The sequence below is a fragment of the Microbacterium sp. F2 genome, from assembly GCF_052274505.1.
Lineage (GTDB): Bacteria > Actinomycetota > Actinomycetes > Actinomycetales > Microbacteriaceae > Microbacterium.
The window spans coordinates 170,795-188,512 of sequence record NZ_JBNVBV010000003.1 but is presented as its reverse complement, the minus strand read 5'-3'; the positions used below and the strand labels follow the sequence as shown (position 1 = coordinate 188,512).

Here is a 17,718-nt window from a genome sequence, read left to right as displayed (position 1 = left end):
GCGCGCTTCAGCGGTCGGGTTCGCCCGAGAGAAGCCCGCGCAGCCAGTCGCGGGCCTCGACGAACACGTCATCGGAGTACCGGTCGGGGTAACGGATGATCGCGTGGTCGGCGCGGGGGTAGGAGCCGAGGAAGATCACCTTGGGGCTGAAACGCCGCAGCCCCAGCAGAGCATCGGCCATGCGCTCGTCCATGATGTGCCCGTCGGCGTCGATCACGAATCGATAGCGGCCCAGGGCATCTCCGATGGGCCGGGAGGCAAGCAAGCTCAGGTTGATCCCGCGGGTCGCGAACTGCTCGAGCATCTCCAGCAGCGCACCAGGGTGATCGTCGGGCAGCTCGGCGATCAGCGAGGTCTTGTCGGCACCGGTCGGCTCGGGCGGCGCCACCGTCCGGCTGACGAGCACGAACCGCGTCACGGCCTCGGCGTTATCGCCGATCCCCTCCGCCAGAAGCTCGACGTCGAGGTGCTCCAGGATGCCGGGAGCGGCGATCGCGGCATCCGCATCAGAGGTGCCGTCGATGAGCCCGACAGCGCTCGCGACGTTCGATGCTGCAGGGATATGCGCATGGGCGGGCAGGGTCGCCGTGAGCCACCGCAGGCACTGGGCGTAAGCCACGGGATGCGCAGCCACCAGCGACACATCCTCGAGTCGCGTGCCGGGTCGGCCCACCAGCACGAACTCGACGGGAACGAGGTACTCGCCGACGATCCGCAGTCCGGGCATCGTCGCGAGGGCGTCTTGCGCGGTCGAAACCCCACCGTCGACCGAGTTCTCGATCGCGATCATCGCGGCATCCGAGCGGCCCTCGACGACATCCGCGAGCGCTTCGCCGACGTTGCGCACCGGCCGCCAGTTCTGGCCGCGCGCCTCGGGCACCTGCGCGAGCGCTGCCTCGGTGAAGGTTCCCGCGGGCCCGAGGAAGCTGTAGGTGCGGCGGGTGTCGGGCACGGCCGTGCTCGCGTTGAAGGTCACGGCCACCCAGCCTAGACCGGGGTGTGCTCTGGCGGGGAGTCCTGGGGCGTGGCGGCCGGGCGTCGGCGATCACGGAACGCGCCGTAGAACATCCACACCGCGTAGCCGCAGAGGGCCGCGACCGCCAGGGGCAGCATCACGGCCCGCACCGGCCCGGTGAGCACGTAATTCACCCACCCGACCAGCGGCACCGAATACCAGAGTCGTCCACGGATCTGATCGGCGATCACGGGCGTGGAGTCCGCGACGTCGTTCGCATCCCCTCGCGTGACGAAGGCAGCGGTGCCATCGGCCGTGCTCTGCGCACCGATGACCCGGTGCGTGGCAACCTCGGCCTGACCCGACTCGAGCTGGAAGGTGATGATGTCACCAGTCCGAATCTCAGCCGGGTCGACCGGACGGGTGACGATGAGGGTTCCGACCGGCAGAGCGGGCTCCATCGACCGCCCCGTGATCGTATAGGCGGTCGCCCCGAAAACCGCGGGCACGACCACGACGACTGCCACCACCAGCGCGACCACGGCGAACAGGCCATAGGCGAGGCCGCGGCCGACGTACCAGCGCAGTGGACGGTCCCGGTCGGCCAGATGCCCCACCGGCGCTGGGATCGGCGTGGGCGCCGGGGTCGGCGCCGGATTCGGAGACGAGAGCGTCACGATTCCCGCCTCCGCATGCTCAGCGCGATCGCGCACGCAACCAGCCCACAGGCAACGACCCCGGCCGCCGCGGCGACCGTCACGACCGGCACCTCTCCGCCGGTCCCTCCCAGGGCCGACTGCGAGGTACCGCCGGGGAAAGCCGCGAGGATGTCAGGATTCACCGGGCACCCGCCCACGAGCGTGGGGACGCCGGTGTCGCTGAGATCGACCAGGATGTCCATCCTCAGCGCGGTGTCTTGCGCCGTCGTGAGGTCGGGCGCGAGCGACACCGTCAGCGGGATGCCGACCACGGCGCCCTCGGCGAGCACCGTCTGCGGTGCGAGTGCGCGGCAGGTCGGGATGCTCGAGAGGCTGACATCCTCACCGTCGGGCCCCGCGACCGCGGTCGAGGCGAGCAGCACCGGATCGGTGGATGCCGCGTTGCCGGCGTAGACCGCGACGACGGTGTTGCCGGGGCGAGCGGCACGGATGTAAAGGGTTGCGGTCGTGGAGGCGCCGGGCACCGGCATCCACGACGTCGGGAACACGGATGCCGGCGGCGTCGCCGACCATGTGACACCGTCGGTCGAGTACTCGACCGGGGCAGGCGGAGCAGCAGTGGGCACCGCGTCGGCGGCGTGCGCCGCGGTGGGGAGGACAAGCACCGCGGCGAGTGTGACCAGCACCGTGAGGACCATCCTGAGGAACGTCGCGACCGCGATCCGCGTCACGCACCCACCCCTCACCACGGTGCCACCTCCCCGCATACGACGTTGGGATACCACATGTCATTGACGAGCGTGGCCGTGAACTGGGCGACAGGCAGCGTTCCGCCTTGGATCACATAGAACGTGTAGGTCCCGAGCGGCAGCGGCGGGTCCACGTTCTGAAGATCGGAGGAGCCGAGTGTCGGACGCCCGTTGTTCCCCAATTCGTCACCCGAGAACGACTTCACGATCTGGCCCCAGACAGGGTCACCAGCGCGCACTGTGTACTCGACCGGCAGATAGGGCGCGCCGTCCGGTAGCAAGAAGTCGACGGCATCCTCATAGCCCACGTACCACGGGTCGGTTGTCGGTTCGCAGATGCCGACCGGCACGGGTTCATACTCCACGTGGACAGTCGCGTAGGCACTGGCGGTCGCCGACCATCCGCCCCGCTGCGCGTAGGGCATGAAGCTGACATACACCGACTTCCCGTCTGCCGACGCAGGAACACTCGCCATACTGACTCGCACACACACGAGCGCGGTGGCACCGTCCGCGAGCGCCGGAAGCGTCACGGCACCCCCGCTGACCTCGGTGTACGTGAGACCGTCACACGACGTCGCTGTCTTCGACGCAGCCCACGACGTGGTGACGATGCCCGCGATGTTGTGGCCAGGGAGGATCCACGCCGAGGCGCTCCACTGTGGCGCTCCCGCCACGGAGCTGACGACGAACGCGACGTCGGCCTGCGTCGCGGCTCCCCCGACACTCGTCATCGTGGCCGAGGACGGGCCCGAGTTGGTGGCGGTGATCCCGAACGGGGCACCGGCAATCGACAGCGTCGCCGGGGCTGTTGCCCCCCAATATGCGGCGGCGGCGACCGGCGCACCGATGACGAGCGCTGCCGCTACACCGAGGACGGCCATCGGACGACCACGCCTCGCGGGATGATCCCCGCGCTTCGATCGTCGAAGTCTCACGGTTGCACTCCCGTCACGGTCAGCGTCACGGATGTCGTTGCGCTGACGCCCACGCTCGCTTCGAGTGGCAGCGACGCCGATGCGCACAGGGTGTAAGAATCGCCCGGATCCAGCGTGGCGAGCGTCGCCGTGGTGGACGTCAGCGGCGTCCCCGGCTGGCAGTCTCCCTGCACCAGCCCCACGTTGATCACAAGGGCCTCGGCGAACGCGTCCGCGCTGACACGACTCACCGTAACCGCCAGGGGAACCGTGCCGGTGTTTTCCACGGCACCGTTGCCGAATCGCATAGAAGAACTACCGGGGTAGACGGCGCTCACCGTGCTGGACAGCCACACCGGCGCCGTCACCTCCAGCGACGCAGTGCCGGACGTGACGGTGATGCCCTCCGAAGCTTCCGCGTCGTTCCAGTACGCGAGGCTGCCCTGCGCCACCGAAACTCCGGCGACGAGCGCCGCCGTCGCAAGCAGGGCCCCGGTGAGCAGACGTCGACGGGGGCGACGGCTCTCGTTCATGGCATCCCTCACGACTCGCCCGCTCCACTCTCGTTCGCGACCTGTGTGATGAGCAGCTCTCCGGCAGCGACCGAGATCGTGCCGCCCTGCCCGGCGTTGTTCAGCGCGTCACCGCGCGCCCAGGTGAGCGTGAAGCTCAGCGTCAGCGTGCCGCTGCCGGTCACGTTCCACACGCCTGCGGTGCCCGAGGGCTCCGCGACACCGGTGATGTCTTCGGCCGTGACGACGTAGTTCGCGCCGGCCGGTTGGGTGATCGCCCCCGGGTTGAATTCGACCGTCGCGGCGAGGGAGTCCCCCTCCATCACGACGTCGAACTCCTGCGTGTAGGTCAGGGACGTGCCCGGGGCGGCGTGGAAGGCGGAGGTCACGGGGAGTCCCTCCGACGTCCATGCCGCGTCCCCCGCGCTCAGTTCGAGACCTCCCGTCTGGAAGGTCATCGCACCACCCTGTTCCTGCACCTCCCAAAACGCCATCGATCCGCTCCCGCCCAGGCACAGCGCACCCGCGACGCACAGCGCCAGAGCGCCGACGAGGATGCGCTTCATGGGGAGGCCTTTCGGGCAGGCGGGAGCGGGGAAGGCTTCGAGAGGGCGCGGATGCCTCGGATTAGACCGGCGGGGTGGAAGGCGTCGACATCGGCTCCGGGACCTGCTGAAGGGTGATCGTCGTGTTCGAGATATCGACGTGGCTGAACATCGCCCCGCCCTCCTGCACGTTCGATCCCTCCGGCCAGTCGATTGTGACGGTGACGATGAGGTCGCCAATTCCCGAGCCGGTGATGTTGTAGACACCGGGCGTGGTGGTCTCTTGCACCCCGACTCCGGAACCAGGCTTAGCGGTCAGCGTGTAGCTGACGTTGAGCGCCGCATTCACCCCAGCGGTCGTGTCGAGGCCGTCGGGGCCATCGGTGGCGGTCAATGTCCCCATCTCGGGCGTCACGCTCACGAAGAGGTTGGTACCACCCATCTCGATGCGCTCTTCCTCGGTGTAGACCAGCGTGTCTCCCGGGACGACACGAATATTGCTGAAGTCCTCGTTGCTCGGCAGCGTCTCACCGTTGACGGTCCACGTCTTCGCGCGACCTGCCTGCATCGTCAGCCAACCGGTCTGAAAGTTGATTGCCCCGCCGTCTTGCTGCACCTGCCAGTAAGCGAGCGAACCCGCACCGCCCATGAGAAGCGCACCCGCGACGCCCACCGCGATCGTGCCCTTCACCGCCTTGTTCATCTTTTTCATGAGGAGCCTCTTTCGTGAGTGTGTGTTGCGTTGTCAAAACCCACGACAGACGCTACGAACACCGGATGCCTCGCCGACGGCGCTTCTCCCACCGGCTCCAGTGGTTTCTCATGCGACGCCCGCTCCGCGGTCAGTCCACGTCAGAATCAGCGTCGAGAGCACGCTCGGGATCACCGTCAGGCTCCACGTCTCGATCGAGCTGGCGCGAGGCGACACGGACGATCCCGATCACGGCGACCAGCAGCCATCCGGCGATCACCAGCGCGATCGCGACGATCCACCCAGACTCCATTCGGCAGAGGCTACGTGGGCTCCGGCCGGGCTCGAGGTCACTTCAGCCCCCGAGGTCGGTGGTTCTACCGTCGACGGTGACCGTCGCGAGCCGTCCACGATCGGCGGGCAGCAATCGTCCGACGAACTGCGCGCGCGTGGATGCCAGTAAAGACGTCATCTCGCGTGCGAGGTCGTCGAGGTCGGTGTCCACGATCGGCGCGTCGCTGTCGTCGAGCAGCACGACATCCACACCCCGCTCGCGGGCGGCGCGCACCGCCTCGACGAGGGGCGAGCGCGCGAGAGCACCGGCCCGGTATTCGTCGCGCAGTTCGCCATCCAGCGCGAGGCACCGACGCTGCTCGTCGATACTCAACGGCTCACCTCGGGCGATCATCCGCAGCGTCGGCGCGATGCGCTCTTCCAGAGCCGCAGCGCGTTCTTCGACCTCGGCGCGCGAGGCCGCCTCCCACGCGGTGCGGCGGGTCACGTCCACAGTGCGCGCGAGCAGCGCCCTGGTGCGATGCTGCATCCGGTCGACGGCGATCAGCAGTGCGGATGCCAACACGACGAGCACCACCGGGCGCAGTGCGACGTTCGCCAGCAGCGCGAGCGGCGCTCCCTCGGCGATCCCCGCGACCACGACGACGGCGACAAGTCCCGCCAGTCCCATCAGCGCGGCTCCCGCACGCGAGCGGAGGGCGAGCGCGACGAGCAGAAAAGCGGCCGCGGTGACGAACCACATGTCGGCGTACGTGAACGGCACGAGCGTGGCGCCGATCACAACGGTCGCCACCGTGCTCACGACGAAGACGAGCGCGCGCGCAGGGCTCGGCAGGTTCGTCTTCGAGAAGCGCAGAATCTCAGAGGACGCAAGCACGCCGAGCAGAATCAGGATCGGTGCCCACCAGCCTGCGCCGATCGATGATCCTGCGGCCGGGCCGACAGACAGTGCAGCGAGCGCGACGGCGAGCGCACTGGCGGCCTGTCCCGCGACGAAGATCACGGCAATCGCGACGAGTCCGCGCTCAAGGGCCCGCTGATCGCCCGCCGCCAGCGCAGCGGAGGGGCGGGCCTCGGCGCGTCCCATCGCCTGCCAGCCCAAAACGACGCGCGTGCCCGCGCCGGGCCGCGAGTCCACCTGCGCGTAGCCACCGGGTACGTCACGCACCCGCTGCTCGATACTCACCCGCACGCCCAACCGGTCGTCGCGCAGTGCCGCGCGGTCGAACCCGACGCCGTCGTCGACGACCTCGATCTCGATGCGTTCCGGGGTGGCCGACAGGGTGAGTCGGATGTCTGCCCCCGCGCCCGCGTGTCGCGCGCTGTTGCGCAGTGCCTGACGGGTCGCGGCGACCAGCGCCTCGACCGCCACGCCGGGTACCTCACCGGGGTCGTCGGCCCGCACCTCGAACGCGACGCGGCTACGTCCCGCATCGAGTTCGCCACGAATCTCGGCGACGGCATCCGCGAGCGCCTCACGCAGGCCCGACCGCCCGTCATGGATCTCGTGGGTCAGCGCCGCCATCGCGCCTACCGCCGTCTTCGCCTGACGCGTGAGCGCCTCACGGGGCACCTCGATGCCCGATCCCGCGACGGCGAGGGTCGTCAGGACCTCGTCGTGCACGACCGCGGCCGCTCGCCGCCGCGCGGACAAACGGGCACGCTCAGCAGCCTCTTGCGCGCCGGTGCACGAGGCAGTGGATGCCGCGGCATCCAGCTCGCGACTGATCGAGAGCACATGCCCGCAGATGACGCAGATCACCGCCCCGGTCAGCGCGACCTGCGAGTCGTTGACGATGGTCTCGGCGCTCAACCCACCGATCGACAATCGGTAGACAAGGGTGCTGATGGTCGCGAAGGCGAGCGTCGCCCAGGCGACCCGCAGTCGCCCCACGAGCAGAGCCGCCGCGATCGCCGCGGCGCTCGGGGTGAGCATCCAGGGCACGTGGTCCACGCCGCCGGCCTGCAGCGCGGCGATCGGGAACGCGAGGATCATCGCGACGTAGACGGCCAGGCTCATGGTCGCGGCGGTCCGCAGCATCCGCTCGCCGAACCACGGCGCAAGCACTCCCGACAGGATGAACGCGACGCTGGCGGCTCCGCCGATGGCGAGATACCAGCCCGGCAGGCCGCGCTCGACATCCCCGAGCAGTAGTCCCCACGTGATCGCGGCTGTCATCAGCGCGATGATCGCCGCGCTAACGGCGACGACTCGGCGTGCGGCGAGCTCGGAGGGGCCCACGCCCGGCGCTCCGCGAGTGCGCCTGCGCTCGATCCCGTCAGTCACGAATCGGTGCCGGGATCAGCCCGTCTTCGACGCTGCGCTGGTAGAGGTCGATCTTCGTGGCCGCGGGGCGACCGAGCTGCTGGTACACCGAACGGATGCGCTTGAGGTGATCGAGCACCGTGTTCTCGCTGACGAACAAGCGCTCGCCGACCTCCTTCGCTCCCAGTCCCGAGGCGTATGCCGACAGCACCTCGCGCTCGCGGGATGTCAGAGGCGCAGCCTTCAACAGCGGATCGGTGTCGAGGGCCGACGCCCATTCACTCGTCGCGACCATCTCGCCGCGGGCAGCCTGTTCGATCGCGCCCAGCAGTACCGGGCTCGGCGCGGCCTTTCGGACGATGCCGAGTGCCGCGGTGCGCGAGGCATCCCGCACGAGATAGGGGTTCTCGGCCGAGGTCAGCACGAGCACTTCGGCGCCCCAGCTGCGGACGGCCTCGACGTTCTCGCTCGGGCTCGAGCCGTCGCGCAAATTCAGATCGAGAAGCACCAGGTCGGCATCCGGCATCGGGCGGACGAGGTCTGCAACCGAGGCGACGTGGCGTTCGAAGACGAGATGCTCGGACGCATCGACCAGCCCGCGCACGGCGAGAGCGATCAACTCGTGGTCGTCGACGATCGCAATGCGCGCGGGAACAGCCATGGAAAGAGTATCGCGCACACGCGCAAACCAGGCAGACTGGTGCCATGAGTCGCGCAGGATTGCCCGCCGAACCGTCCGACCTCATCGACATCGATGAGCTGACCAACGCGTACTACGACCTGAAACCGGATGTCTCGATCCCGGCGCAGAAGGTCGTGTTCGGCACGAGCGGCCACCGCGGCTCGTCGCTGAGTACGAGCTTCAACGAGGACCACATCCTCGCCACGACGCAGGCGATCGTCGACTACCGCGCGACACAGGGCATCTCCGGACCGATCTTCCTCGGTCGTGACACGCACGGGCTGTCCCTTCCCGCCGAACGCACGGCCATCGAGGTGCTCGTCGGCAACGCCGTCGAGGTGCTCGTGGATTCCCGCGACGCCTGGGTCCCGACCCCGGCGCTCAGCCACGCGATCCTCACCTACAACCGCGGTCGCGCGCTCGATGATCCGGCACGCGCCGACGGCATCGTGGTGACCCCGAGCCACAACCCGCCTCGTGACGGCGGCTTCAAGTACAACCCGCCACACGGTGGCCCCGCCGACACGGATGCCACATCGTGGATCGCCGCGCGCGCGAACGAGCTGATCGCCGCAGGCCTTGCGGGCGTGCACCGCACCCCGTTCTCGAACATCGACCGCTCGACGCTGGGCACGTATGACTTCCGCGACGGGTACGTGCGAGACCTGGTGAACATCATCGACCTCGACGCGATCCGACGCGCCGGCATCCGGATCGGCGCCGACCCGCTCGGTGGGGCATCGGTCGAGTACTGGGCGCTCATCGCCGAGATGTACGAGCTCGAGATGACGGTCGTCAACCCCGAGGTCGACCCGACGTGGCGCTTCATGACCCTGGACTGGGACGAGAAGATCCGGATGGACCCCTCCTCCCCCTCGGCGATGGCGTCGCTCGTCGCCAAGCGCCACGACTACGACATCCTCACCGGCAATGACGCGGATGCCGATCGCCACGGAATCGTGACCCCGGACGCGGGCCTCATGAACCCGAACCACTTCCTCGCGGTGGCGATCGACTACCTGTTCTCACACCGCGACGGATGGTCGAAGGATGCCGCGATCGGTAAGACGCTGGTGTCGTCGATGATCATCGATCGTGTCGCGGAGTCGCTTGGACGCACCCTCGTGGAGGTGCCCGTCGGCTTCAAGTGGTTCGTTCCGGGCCTCATCGACGGCTCGGTCGCCTTCGGCGGCGAGGAGTCCGCGGGCGCCTCGTTCCTGCGGTTCGACGGTGGGGTCTGGACCACCGACAAGGACGGCATCATTCTCTGCCTGCTGGCATCCGAGGTCCTCGCGGTGACCGGCAAGACCCCCTCGCAGCGGTACGCCGAGCTCGAGGCCGAGTTCGGAGCCTCCGTCTATCAGCGCGTGGATGCCCCGGCGACCCCGGCGCAGAAGGCGGCGCTCGCCAAGCTCTCCCCCGACGTGGTGACGGCGATCGAGCTCGCCGGCGAGCCCATCACGGCAAAGCTCTCGCACGCTCCCGGCAACGGCGCAGCGATCGGCGGACTCAAGGTGCAGACCGCAAGCGCGTGGTTCGCCGCGCGCCCCTCCGGCACCGAGGACGTCTACAAGCTGTATGCCGAGTCGCTGAAGGGCGAAGAGCACCTGCGCCAGGTGCAGGAAGAGGCGCGCGCGGTCGTGGCGGCAGCCCTTGCAGGGATCTGATCCCGCGGTTCCCAGCCTGCTCTGATCAGCGGGCACGGCGCCTGACCCGCGGCAGGAAGCTGGCGAGAACGCCCAGTGTCGAGCCGACGATCGTGTCGATGAGGCGCTCGAGCGCGACATCCAGCGACCCGATGTCGCCCGTGGCCGCGCCCGTCAGCAAGAGCACGAGCGGAGTGATGAGGATCAGCGCCAGTGCGTAGTTGCGCGTGATGAACAGTTCGATCAAGAACTGCAGCAGCCCGAGCACGACGGCGACCCACAGCGGGATCCAGGGCACGAAGGTGAAGGCCAAATAGAACGCCGCGCCCAGCACGGTGCCGACCATACGGTGGATGCCGCGCCCGATGATCTGCTCGCGCTCGACCGAGATCCCCACGACCACGACGCCCGCCGCGACGATCCAGTATGAGCGCACCGGGTCGATGATGATGCCCGCTGCCGCTCCGACCGCCGCGACCAGGACCGTGCGCGACAAGAGTGTCAGACCGCGTTCCTCCCAGGCAGGGACAGGCAGGAGTTCGCGCAGTGGCCGCCCGCCCTCGCGATGGCGCCGCAGGACGATCGGGGAGATCGACAACATATACGCGAAAAGGCATCCACCCGCGATCGCGGCCAGGAGGGGCAGAGTGTCGGTGCCCGGCTTCACAGCGACGACGTGCGCGACCATGCCGTACACGAGGATGAAGAACATCACGCCGGGCGGTCCGAGGCTGAAGCCGAAGACGAACACGGCGGCGAGCGCCGCAACGACGACGAGACCGATGAGCGTCGACGCGGTCGATCCGCCGAGAACTGCGCCGAGGGCCGCACACCCGAGCAGCCCGACGGCGACGAACGGCAGCACTTTGACACGCTCGATCGGCAACAACGCCGCGCCGTAGAGCGCGGTGAACGAGCCGACCGCAGCCAGGTAGCCGATGTGCGGATCACCGAACGCGATCGCGACGAGAATTGGGGCCATCAGCGCGATCGCCGCCTGGAGCGCGTGCGGCCAGCGCGGTCCGCCCGGCGGGCGCAACGTGATCAGGCTCTTCAGCACGTCTCGCATCGGCACAATCCTAGGGAGCGCGCGAGCAGGTCCACGGGCGGGGATCTCGTCACGCGCCGCCGCACGTGTTCGGGGACGCGCGGCGATGCTGTCGAATGGGGGAAGAATGGATCTCATGAGTTGGCTTGTCACCGGCGGTGCCGGCTACATCGGTGCCCATGTCGTCCGCGCGCTCGCCTCGGCGGGTCTGTCCCCCGTCGTGATCGACGACCTCTCCAGCGGGCACGCCGCCTTCGTCCCCGAGGGCGTGCCCTTTGTGAGGGCATCCATCCTCGACCGCGAGGCACTGGAAGCCACCATGCGCGAACACGGCGTCGAGGGCGTCATCCATGTCGCCGGTTTCAAGTACGCGGGCGTCTCGGTGCAGCGCCCCCTGCACACGTACGCGCAGAACGTCGAAGGTACCCGGGTCGTTCTCGAGGCGATGGCCGCGGCGGATGTCTCGAACATCGTCTTCTCGTCGAGCGCCGCCGTCTACGGCACTCCCGATGTGCCGCTCGTGACCGAAGACCTGCCCAAGCGCCCCGCGTCGCCCTACGGCGAGTCGAAGCTCATCGGTGAGTGGCTGATCGCCGACCAGGCCCGCGCGACCGCGGACTCGGCAGCCCCGCTGCGCCACACGTCGCTGCGCTACTTCAACGTCGTCGGCTCGGCAAATCCCACGGTCTATGACACGAGCCCGCACAACCTCTTCCCGATCGTGTTCGAAAAGCTCATCGCCGGCGAGACGCCGCGCATCAACGGCGACGACTACGACACCCCCGACGGCACGAACGTGCGCGACTACGTCCACGTCGGCGACATCGCCGCGGCTCACGTCGTCGCCGCGCAGCGCCTGGCAGCCGGCGAACCGGTCGAGGCCGCCTACAACCTCGGCTCGCAGAACGGGCTGAGTGTGAAAGAGATCATGGATGCCATGGCCCGCGTCACCGGCGTGGACTTCACGGCCGAGATCGGCCCCCGCCGCCCGGGCGACCCCGACCGCATCGTCGCCACCGGCGAGCTGGCGGCACGGGACCTCGATTGGCAGATGCGCTACACGGTCGACGAGATGGTGCGCACCGGCTGGGAAGCGCGCCAGAACGCGAGCTGAGCGCGCGGGACCGACAGCCTACGCGGACTCGCGCCAGATGACGGGCGTGGGGAGCAACTGCCCCGCGTCGGGGACGTCCTGGCCCGCAAGCTGAGCGAGAACCGTCGCTGCCGCCGCACGGCCCACTCCCTCGGCTGGCTGATGGACCGTTGACAGGGCGGGAACCGTCCGCCGCGCCCACGTGCTGCCATCGAACCCGACGACGCCGATATCGCGGGGAACCCGACGCCCGGAGGCCTTGATTGCCTCGATAGCACCCGCGGCCACGGCATCCGAAGCCGCGAAGACTCCCTCGATATCCGGCGCGCGCTGCAGCAACCGCGTCATACCGGCAACACCGTCGGCATAGGAGTACAGCTCGACCTGCTCGATGAGATCCGGGGCGAAGTCCTCTCCCATCGCATCGCGGAAACCCGCGAGGCGGTCGGCACCAGAGTCGCGGTCCAGGGCGGCGGCGATCATCCCGATACGACGGCGACCGGTCTGACGGAACCGCAGCGTGAGGGCGCGTGCCGCCCCTCTGTTATCCACTCCGACCCAGGCGGCATTGATGCCCGGCGGATGCCCGACGAAGGCCGCGGGAAGCGCGAGACGCTCGACGACATCCGTGATGGGATCCTCGTGGCGCGCAGAGACGATCACGACGCCGTCGACGAAGCCGCCGGACAGGTACCGGGCCACACGGTCGGTGTCGCGCACCGAGTCCACCACGAGACACACCATCTGGTAGTCGGCATCCGAGAGAGTCGCATTCGCACCGAGCATGATGCCACCGATGTTCGGGTCCTCCAGGAACAGCGCGTGCGGCTCGTGCACGATGAAGCCCACCGCCTGCGTGCGCTGGCGAACGAGGTTTCGGGCGGCGTTGTTGGGGACATAACCCACGTCTCGGATGGCTCGCTCGATCGCTTCGCGAGCGGCATCCGACACGTATCCACCGTTGAGAACCCGGCTCACGGTGCCCCGCGAAACGCCGGCTGCTCGGGCCACATCATGCACGGTGCTGCGACGCGGCGGAACCCCCGGATGAGCCATGGTCGACAGCCTATCGAGGGTCGGGACTTGACACTCGGGCGCCGCTCATGACAATCTGTGCACGTTCACACATTTTTGTCAGGGTTCTCTGAGACTCGAATGTGTGCACGTGCACAGATTCGCAAAGGAGCGCCACCGGATGCCCGCCGCCACCGTCGCCGACCTCGTCCCGACCCCGGGAGTGCTGTTCGGGTGCGACTACAACCCCGAGCAGTGGGACAGCGCCACCTGGCGCGAGGACATGGCGCTGATGCGCGACGCCGGCATCGACCTGGTCGCGATCAACATCTTCGGGTGGTCGGCCATCAATCCCGCCCCCGGCGTCTGGGACTTCACCGATCTCGACGCGATGATGGATCTGCTGCACGAGAACGGCATCCGCGTGAACCTCGGCACCGGGACCGCCTCACCCCCGCCGTGGCTGAGCGCCGCGCACCCCGAGACCCTGCCGATGGCCGTCGACGGAACCCGCCGCTACCCCGGGGGACGCCAGGCGTTCTGCCCGAGCTCACCGATCTATCGCGAGCACGCGGCACGCCTGGTCGAGACCGTCGCTGAGCGTTATGGCGCCCACCCCGCGCTGGCCCTCTGGCACGTCTCGAACGAGATCGGCTGCCACAACGCGCTGTGCTACTGCGACGAAAGCGCCGGCGCCTTCCGCTCCTGGCTGCAGTCGCGCTACGGAACCATCGACGCCCTCAACGCGGCGTGGGGAACCAACTTCTGGAGCCAGCGCTACACCGACTGGGCGCAGGTCCTGCCCCCGCGCGCGACGCTGTCGCTGCGAAACCCCGCGCAGTTGCTGGACTTCTCACGGTTCAGTTCGGACGCGGGGCTCGAGCTGTACCGCGCCGAGGCCGAGATCATCCGCCGACACAGCGCCGCCCCGGTCACGACCAACTTCATGGTCACCGCCCACATCCGCACGCAGGACTACTGGACCTGGGCTGGCGAGATGGATGTCATCGCCAACGACCACTACCTCGATCGGCGCCTCCCGGATCCCGCTGCCGAGCTGTCCTTCGCCGCCGACCTCACGCGAGGCTTGGCGGGTGGTGAGCCCTGGCTGCTCATGGAGACCTCGACGAGCGCCGTGAACTGGCAGCCATACAACCTCGCCAAAGCGCCGGGCGAAGTCGTCCGAAACGTGGCGAGCCACATCGCCCGCGGCGCCGATGGCATCTGCTTCTTCCAGTGGCGGGCCTCAGCCCAAGGCGCTGAGAAGTGGCCTCGGCCCCATCGCCGACCTCGTCCACGAGCTGGGAATGCAGTTCGGCCTCTGGTTCGAACCCGAGATGGTCAACCCCGACTCACAGCTGGTCCGGGAGCACCCGGACTGGATCCTGAGCCGCGACGCTGATCCCGCGCTCTGGCGCCATCAGCTTGTGCTTGATCTGACGCGCCCCGAGGCGTGGGAGCACGTCCTCGAACAGATGGATGCCGTCATCACGCGAACCGGCGTCGATGCCATCAAGTGGGACCACAACCGCGACCTGCACGCGGCCGTGTCGCGGGCGACGGGACGGGCGAGCGTGCACGCGCAGGTCGAGGCCGTCTACTCCCTCATGGATGAGCTGCACAGACGGCATCCGGCACTGGAGATCGAGTCGTGCGCGAGCGGCGGAGCCCGCGTCGACCTGGGCGTCCTTGAGCACACGCAGCGTGTGTGGGCATCCGACACCAACGACCCCATCGAACGGCAGGCGATCCAGCGCTGGACAGGGCTTCTGCTGCCCCCCGAACTGGTCGGCGCGCACATTGGCCCCGAGCGCGCTCACACGACCCACCGCAGCGCATCACTCGGGTTCCGGATGGCCACTGCCCTGTTCGGGCACGCCGGCATCGAGTGGGATCTCGCCGAGTGCACGGATGCCGAGCTCGACGCCCTCCGCGCCTGGAGCGCGCTGTATCGCGAGCTGCGGCCGCTGCTGCACGCCGGCACGACGGTGCGCGCCGATCTTCCCGGAGAGGCGAACCTTCTCCACGGCGTGGTGGCGCCGGATGCCGCTCATGCCGTCTTCGCCTGGGTGCAGCTGGCGACGGGCCCGGATGCCGCAGCGATGCGCATCCCGATACCGGGCTTGGATCCGGCATCCCGATACCTAATCCGCGAACGCGATGAGCTCACGAGCGCCGATCCGCACCAGGTGCTCTCGCCAGCGTGGCTGGACGGGCCGCTGTCGGCATCTGGCGCGATGCTGTGCGAGGCGGGGCTGCCTCTTCCGGTCATGAACCCTGGGAGCGCGCTCCTGCTGGAGTTCATCCGGGAACCCGCGTGACGCGGAGCGCCGACGCGCGTCAGGCAGGCTGCGCGAAGGGCGCGGCAGTGCTGCCGCGCACGACCAGCGGCGCCTCGATCACCGCGCGGGACCCGGCTTCTGCGCCGTCGAGCACCGCGGCTACCGCGCGCTGACCGAGCAGATCGAATCGCTGGCGCACCGTGGTGAGGGCGGGAGTGAAGTTCGCGGCATCCGCCACATCGTCGAATCCGACGACACTCAGTTGCTCGGGCACAAGGATGCCGAGCTCGGAGGCCGCCCGCAAGACGCCGAGCGCCATCTGATCGTTCGCAACGACAACCGCCGTCACAGGATCATGGGCGTCGGGGTTCGCGAGAAGCTGCAGGCCCGCCCGGTAGCCGGATGCCGAGTCCCACGCGCCGCGCAACAGCGCGCCCGGCTTCAGACCCGCAGCCGCGAGCGTCTCACGCCACCCGCGCTCACGTTCGGCTGCGGCGTACGACGACTCCGGCCCGGCAATGTGGGCGATGACACGATGCCCGAGTTCACGAAGGTGCGCCGTCGCGGCTGCTGAACCGGCAGCGTGGGCGGTTTCCACCCCCGCGTATCGGTCGTCAGGCGGTGAATCGACCACAGCCAGCCGCAGGTCGGTGGGCAACTCGCTCTGACGAAGAAGCGCCGAGGCCTCATTGACGACGATTGCCCCATCCACGCCCTGATCGCGGAGCCGCTCGAAGGCCTCGGCTGGGCCACCCTCGCCGATACGTGCGACGGCGACGGCATAGCCACGCGCAGAGGCCTCGACGACGACGGCCTCGAGCAGCATGGAGTTACCGACCGTGGCGAGGGTCGACACGACGGCCCCGACGACGCCGGTGCGGCCGGTGCGCAACGCCCGGGCTGCCCGGTGGACTCGATAGCCGGCCTGGGCCATGGCTGCCTCGACACGAGCGCGCGTCGCGGGGTCCACGCGCGGGCTACCGTTGGCAACCCGCGATACGGTCTGCGTCGACACGCCGGCCAGTTCTGCGACATCGGCCATGGATGCACGTCGTTGCTGGGTCATTGGGCCCTCCGATGTTGACGATATCACGGCCGAGCATTAGCGTGTTATCGTGAACATGCTTCGGGAACCGATAGCCCTCGGCGCCGGCGTCGTCAGACGCGACACCACGCTGGCTGATGGGCGAGACCTCTTCTATTACGACGATCCCGATACGACACTCGGTGCCGATCGCGGAATCGATCAGCGAGCACTCGATCCGCGCCCGGCAACAGCCACGATGCGCCAGGACATCCTGACCGGTGACTGGATCTCGATCGCCGCCGCGCGGCAGAACCGCGCCTTCCTGCCGCCGGCAGAGCTAGATCCCCTCGCCCCGCAGACGCCGACGAATCCGTCCGAGATCCCGTCGCGCTACGACGTTGCGGTCTTCGAGAACCGCTCGCCCTCGTTTGGCCCGGCCCTCACCGAGGCTCACGGCGACGCACCGGAAGCATCGAACCCGCCCCGCGGTCTCGATGATCTCGATGCCCTCGGCCTCGGCAGCGTGCGCACCTCCGTCGGCCGCTGCGAGGTCGTCTGCTTCAGCCCCGAGCACACCGGATCGTTCGGAACCCAGTCGGTCACCCGCGCCCGCACCGTCATCGAAGCGTGGGCGGATCGCACCGCCGCCCTGTCTGCCCTCCCGGGCGTCGAGCAGGTGTTCCCGTTCGAGAACCGCGGTGAGGCTATCGGGGTCACTCTGCCCCACCCGCACGGCCAGATCTACGCCTACCCGTATGTCACCCCGCGTACTCGTCGTCTGCTCGAGAACATCTCGCGCACCTCTCCCGATCTGATGCAGCGCGTGCTCGACTTCGAGCGAGAGGGCGGTCGCGTCATCCTCGCCGGTGAGCACTGGACCGCCTACGTCCCGTTCGCCGCCCGCTGGCCGATCGAGGTGCACCTCATGCCGCACCGCCACGTCCCCGACTTCGCGGAGTCCACGGATGCCGAACGCGACGAACTCGCCGGCATCTATCTGCGTCTGCTGCGCGGAATCGACGCCCTCTACGAGACGCCGACTCCGTATATCGCCGCTTGGCACCAGGCTCCCGTGAGCGTCGCCCGCGACACCGTGCGGATGCATCTGGAGATCACCTCACCCCGGCGCGCCGCCGACAAGCTGAAGTTCCTCGCTGGCTCCGAGGCCGCGATGGGAGCGTGGATCGGCGACATCCCGCCCGAGGATGCCGCAGCGCGCCTGCGCGAGGCTGTCGAGGGGGTCCAGCTGTGAGCGCGATCGACCCGCAGGATGCTGCCCTGGCAGTCCTCGGCCACATGACAGATGCCGAACCCCTCGGCGTGTGGTCTGCTCCCGGG

General features: G+C 68.7%; 17 protein-coding genes and 1 pseudogene. 5 read left to right on the top strand and 13 right to left on the bottom strand.

Translation table 11 applies throughout. The features are described 5' to 3' along the window. Positions 1-7 precede the first annotated feature (7 nt). The 10 genes from pheA to ACQVDU_RS08565 all read right to left on the bottom strand — a co-directional run bounded on the left by pheA (position 8) and on the right by ACQVDU_RS08565 (position 8,249). Positions 8-976 (bottom strand): prephenate dehydratase, encoded by a 969-nt coding sequence (gene pheA, locus ACQVDU_RS08610; RefSeq protein WP_300590711.1) that lies wholly within the window; start codon positions 974-976, stop codon positions 8-10. Between the two features lie 11 nt (positions 977-987). Then, positions 988-1,632, bottom strand: a complete 645-nt coding sequence (locus ACQVDU_RS08605) for a signal peptidase I (RefSeq protein ID WP_300590712.1) — start codon at positions 1,630-1,632, stop codon at positions 988-990. Next, a complete protein-coding gene (locus ACQVDU_RS08600; protein WP_300590713.1) occupies positions 1,629-2,345 on the bottom strand; it encodes a hypothetical protein in 717 nt (238 codons plus the stop codon). Before ACQVDU_RS08600 ends, ACQVDU_RS08605 begins: the two co-directional genes overlap by 4 nt. 11 nt (positions 2,346-2,356) lie before the next feature. After that, a complete protein-coding gene (locus tag ACQVDU_RS08595; RefSeq protein ID WP_443476870.1) occupies positions 2,357-3,247 on the bottom strand; it encodes a hypothetical protein in 891 nt (296 codons plus the stop codon). A 50-nt stretch (positions 3,248-3,297) separates the two neighbouring features. Beyond that, the gene (locus ACQVDU_RS08590) at positions 3,298-3,813 is read right to left on the bottom strand and encodes a hypothetical protein (protein WP_300590715.1); all 516 of its coding nucleotides are present in this window, start codon (positions 3,811-3,813) and stop codon (positions 3,298-3,300) included. Between the two features lie 8 nt (positions 3,814-3,821). Then, complete coding sequence (locus tag ACQVDU_RS08585) at positions 3,822-4,358, bottom strand: alternate-type signal peptide domain-containing protein (RefSeq protein WP_300590716.1); 537 nt, start codon at positions 4,356-4,358, stop codon at positions 3,822-3,824. A 61-nt stretch (positions 4,359-4,419) separates the two neighbouring features. Further along, positions 4,420-5,049 (bottom strand): alternate-type signal peptide domain-containing protein, encoded by a 630-nt coding sequence (locus tag ACQVDU_RS08580; RefSeq protein WP_300590717.1) that lies wholly within the window; start codon positions 5,047-5,049, stop codon positions 4,420-4,422. A 130-nt stretch (positions 5,050-5,179) separates the two neighbouring features. After that, positions 5,180-5,341 (bottom strand): hypothetical protein, encoded by a 162-nt coding sequence (locus ACQVDU_RS08575; RefSeq protein ID WP_300590718.1) that lies wholly within the window; start codon positions 5,339-5,341, stop codon positions 5,180-5,182. A 42-nt stretch (positions 5,342-5,383) separates the two neighbouring features. Beyond that, positions 5,384-7,564, bottom strand: a complete 2,181-nt coding sequence (locus tag ACQVDU_RS08570; RefSeq protein WP_443476869.1) for a sensor histidine kinase — start codon at positions 7,562-7,564, stop codon at positions 5,384-5,386. Between the two features lie 37 nt (positions 7,565-7,601). After that, positions 7,602-8,249: a LuxR C-terminal-related transcriptional regulator gene (locus ACQVDU_RS08565; protein WP_443476868.1), complete on the bottom strand. Its 648-nt coding sequence runs from the start codon at positions 8,247-8,249 to the stop codon at positions 7,602-7,604. A 44-nt stretch (positions 8,250-8,293) separates the two neighbouring features. On the opposite strand from ACQVDU_RS08565, the gene pgm reads away from it, so the two are divergent. Beyond that, positions 8,294-9,937 carry a phosphoglucomutase (alpha-D-glucose-1,6-bisphosphate-dependent) gene (gene pgm, locus ACQVDU_RS08560; protein WP_300590721.1) on the top strand — a complete coding sequence of 548 codons (1,644 nt, stop codon included), beginning with the start codon at positions 8,294-8,296 and terminating at the stop codon, positions 9,935-9,937. A 25-nt stretch (positions 9,938-9,962) separates the two neighbouring features. Here pgm and ACQVDU_RS08555 read toward each other — a convergent pair whose 3' ends face one another. After that, positions 9,963-10,985 (bottom strand): FUSC family protein, encoded by a 1,023-nt coding sequence (locus ACQVDU_RS08555; RefSeq protein WP_300590722.1) that lies wholly within the window; start codon positions 10,983-10,985, stop codon positions 9,963-9,965. A gap of 115 nt (positions 10,986-11,100) precedes the next feature. Here ACQVDU_RS08555 and galE point away from each other — a divergent pair, with 115 nt between their 5' ends. Beyond that, positions 11,101-12,078, top strand: coding sequence for a UDP-glucose 4-epimerase GalE (gene galE / locus ACQVDU_RS08550; RefSeq protein ID WP_300590723.1), 978 nt, complete (start codon positions 11,101-11,103; stop codon positions 12,076-12,078). An 18-nt stretch (positions 12,079-12,096) separates the two neighbouring features. On the opposite strand, the gene ACQVDU_RS08545 is transcribed toward galE, so the two are convergent. Then, positions 12,097-13,113: a LacI family DNA-binding transcriptional regulator gene (locus tag ACQVDU_RS08545; RefSeq protein WP_443476867.1), complete on the bottom strand. Its 1,017-nt coding sequence runs from the start codon at positions 13,111-13,113 to the stop codon at positions 12,097-12,099. A 139-nt stretch (positions 13,114-13,252) separates the two neighbouring features. On the opposite strand from ACQVDU_RS08545, the pseudogene ACQVDU_RS08540 reads away from it, so the two are divergent. Beyond that, positions 13,253-14,377: pseudogene (locus ACQVDU_RS08540) on the top strand (beta-galactosidase); the annotation flags it as partial. Between the two features lies 1 nt (position 14,378). After that, positions 14,379-15,392: an alpha-galactosidase gene (locus ACQVDU_RS08535; protein WP_443476866.1), complete on the top strand. Its 1,014-nt coding sequence runs from the start codon at positions 14,379-14,381 to the stop codon at positions 15,390-15,392. Positions 15,393-15,411: 19 nt separating this feature from the next. Here the strand turns inward: ACQVDU_RS08535 and ACQVDU_RS08530 are convergent, their stop codons facing one another. Beyond that, complete coding sequence (locus ACQVDU_RS08530) at positions 15,412-16,419, bottom strand: LacI family DNA-binding transcriptional regulator (RefSeq protein ID WP_443476865.1); 1,008 nt, start codon at positions 16,417-16,419, stop codon at positions 15,412-15,414. A gap of 55 nt (positions 16,420-16,474) precedes the next feature. Between ACQVDU_RS08530 and galT the strand changes: the two genes are divergently transcribed. Next, positions 16,475-17,632 (top strand): galactose-1-phosphate uridylyltransferase, encoded by a 1,158-nt coding sequence (galT, locus tag ACQVDU_RS08525; RefSeq protein WP_300590731.1) that lies wholly within the window; start codon positions 16,475-16,477, stop codon positions 17,630-17,632. Positions 17,633-17,718: the final 86 nt, after the last annotated feature.

What these genes read in the sequence shown, in the direction of transcription:
- ACQVDU_RS08565 (WP_443476868.1), bottom strand. Translation starts at nt 8,249, where the DNA reads ATGGCTGTTCCCGCGCGCATTGCGATCGTCGACGACCACGAGTTGATC.
- ACQVDU_RS08555 (WP_300590722.1), bottom strand. Translation starts at nt 10,985, where the DNA reads ATGCGAGACGTGCTGAAGAGCCTGATCACGTTGCGCCCGCCGGGCGGA.
- ACQVDU_RS08545 (WP_443476867.1), bottom strand. Translation starts at nt 13,113, where the DNA reads ATGGCTCATCCGGGGGTTCCGCCGCGTCGCAGCACCGTGCATGATGTG.
- ACQVDU_RS08590 (WP_300590715.1), bottom strand. Translation starts at nt 3,813, where the DNA reads ATGAACGAGAGCCGTCGCCCCCGTCGACGTCTGCTCACCGGGGCCCTG.
- ACQVDU_RS08530 (WP_443476865.1), bottom strand. Translation starts at nt 16,419, where the DNA reads ATGACCCAGCAACGACGTGCATCCATGGCCGATGTCGCAGAACTGGCC.
- ACQVDU_RS08575 (WP_300590718.1), bottom strand. Translation starts at nt 5,341, where the DNA reads ATGGAGTCTGGGTGGATCGTCGCGATCGCGCTGGTGATCGCCGGATGG.
- galE (WP_300590723.1), top strand. Translation starts at nt 11,101, where the DNA reads ATGAGTTGGCTTGTCACCGGCGGTGCCGGCTACATCGGTGCCCATGTC.
- ACQVDU_RS08585 (WP_300590716.1), bottom strand. Translation starts at nt 4,358, where the DNA reads ATGAAGCGCATCCTCGTCGGCGCTCTGGCGCTGTGCGTCGCGGGTGCG.
- pgm (WP_300590721.1), top strand. Translation starts at nt 8,294, where the DNA reads ATGAGTCGCGCAGGATTGCCCGCCGAACCGTCCGACCTCATCGACATC.
- ACQVDU_RS08595 (WP_443476870.1), bottom strand. Translation starts at nt 3,247, where the DNA reads ATGGCCGTCCTCGGTGTAGCGGCAGCGCTCGTCATCGGTGCGCCGGTC.
- ACQVDU_RS08580 (WP_300590717.1), bottom strand. Translation starts at nt 5,049, where the DNA reads ATGAAAAAGATGAACAAGGCGGTGAAGGGCACGATCGCGGTGGGCGTC.
- ACQVDU_RS08535 (WP_443476866.1), top strand. Translation starts at nt 14,379, where the DNA reads ATGCAGTTCGGCCTCTGGTTCGAACCCGAGATGGTCAACCCCGACTCA.
- galT (WP_300590731.1), top strand. Translation starts at nt 16,475, where the DNA reads ATGCTTCGGGAACCGATAGCCCTCGGCGCCGGCGTCGTCAGACGCGAC.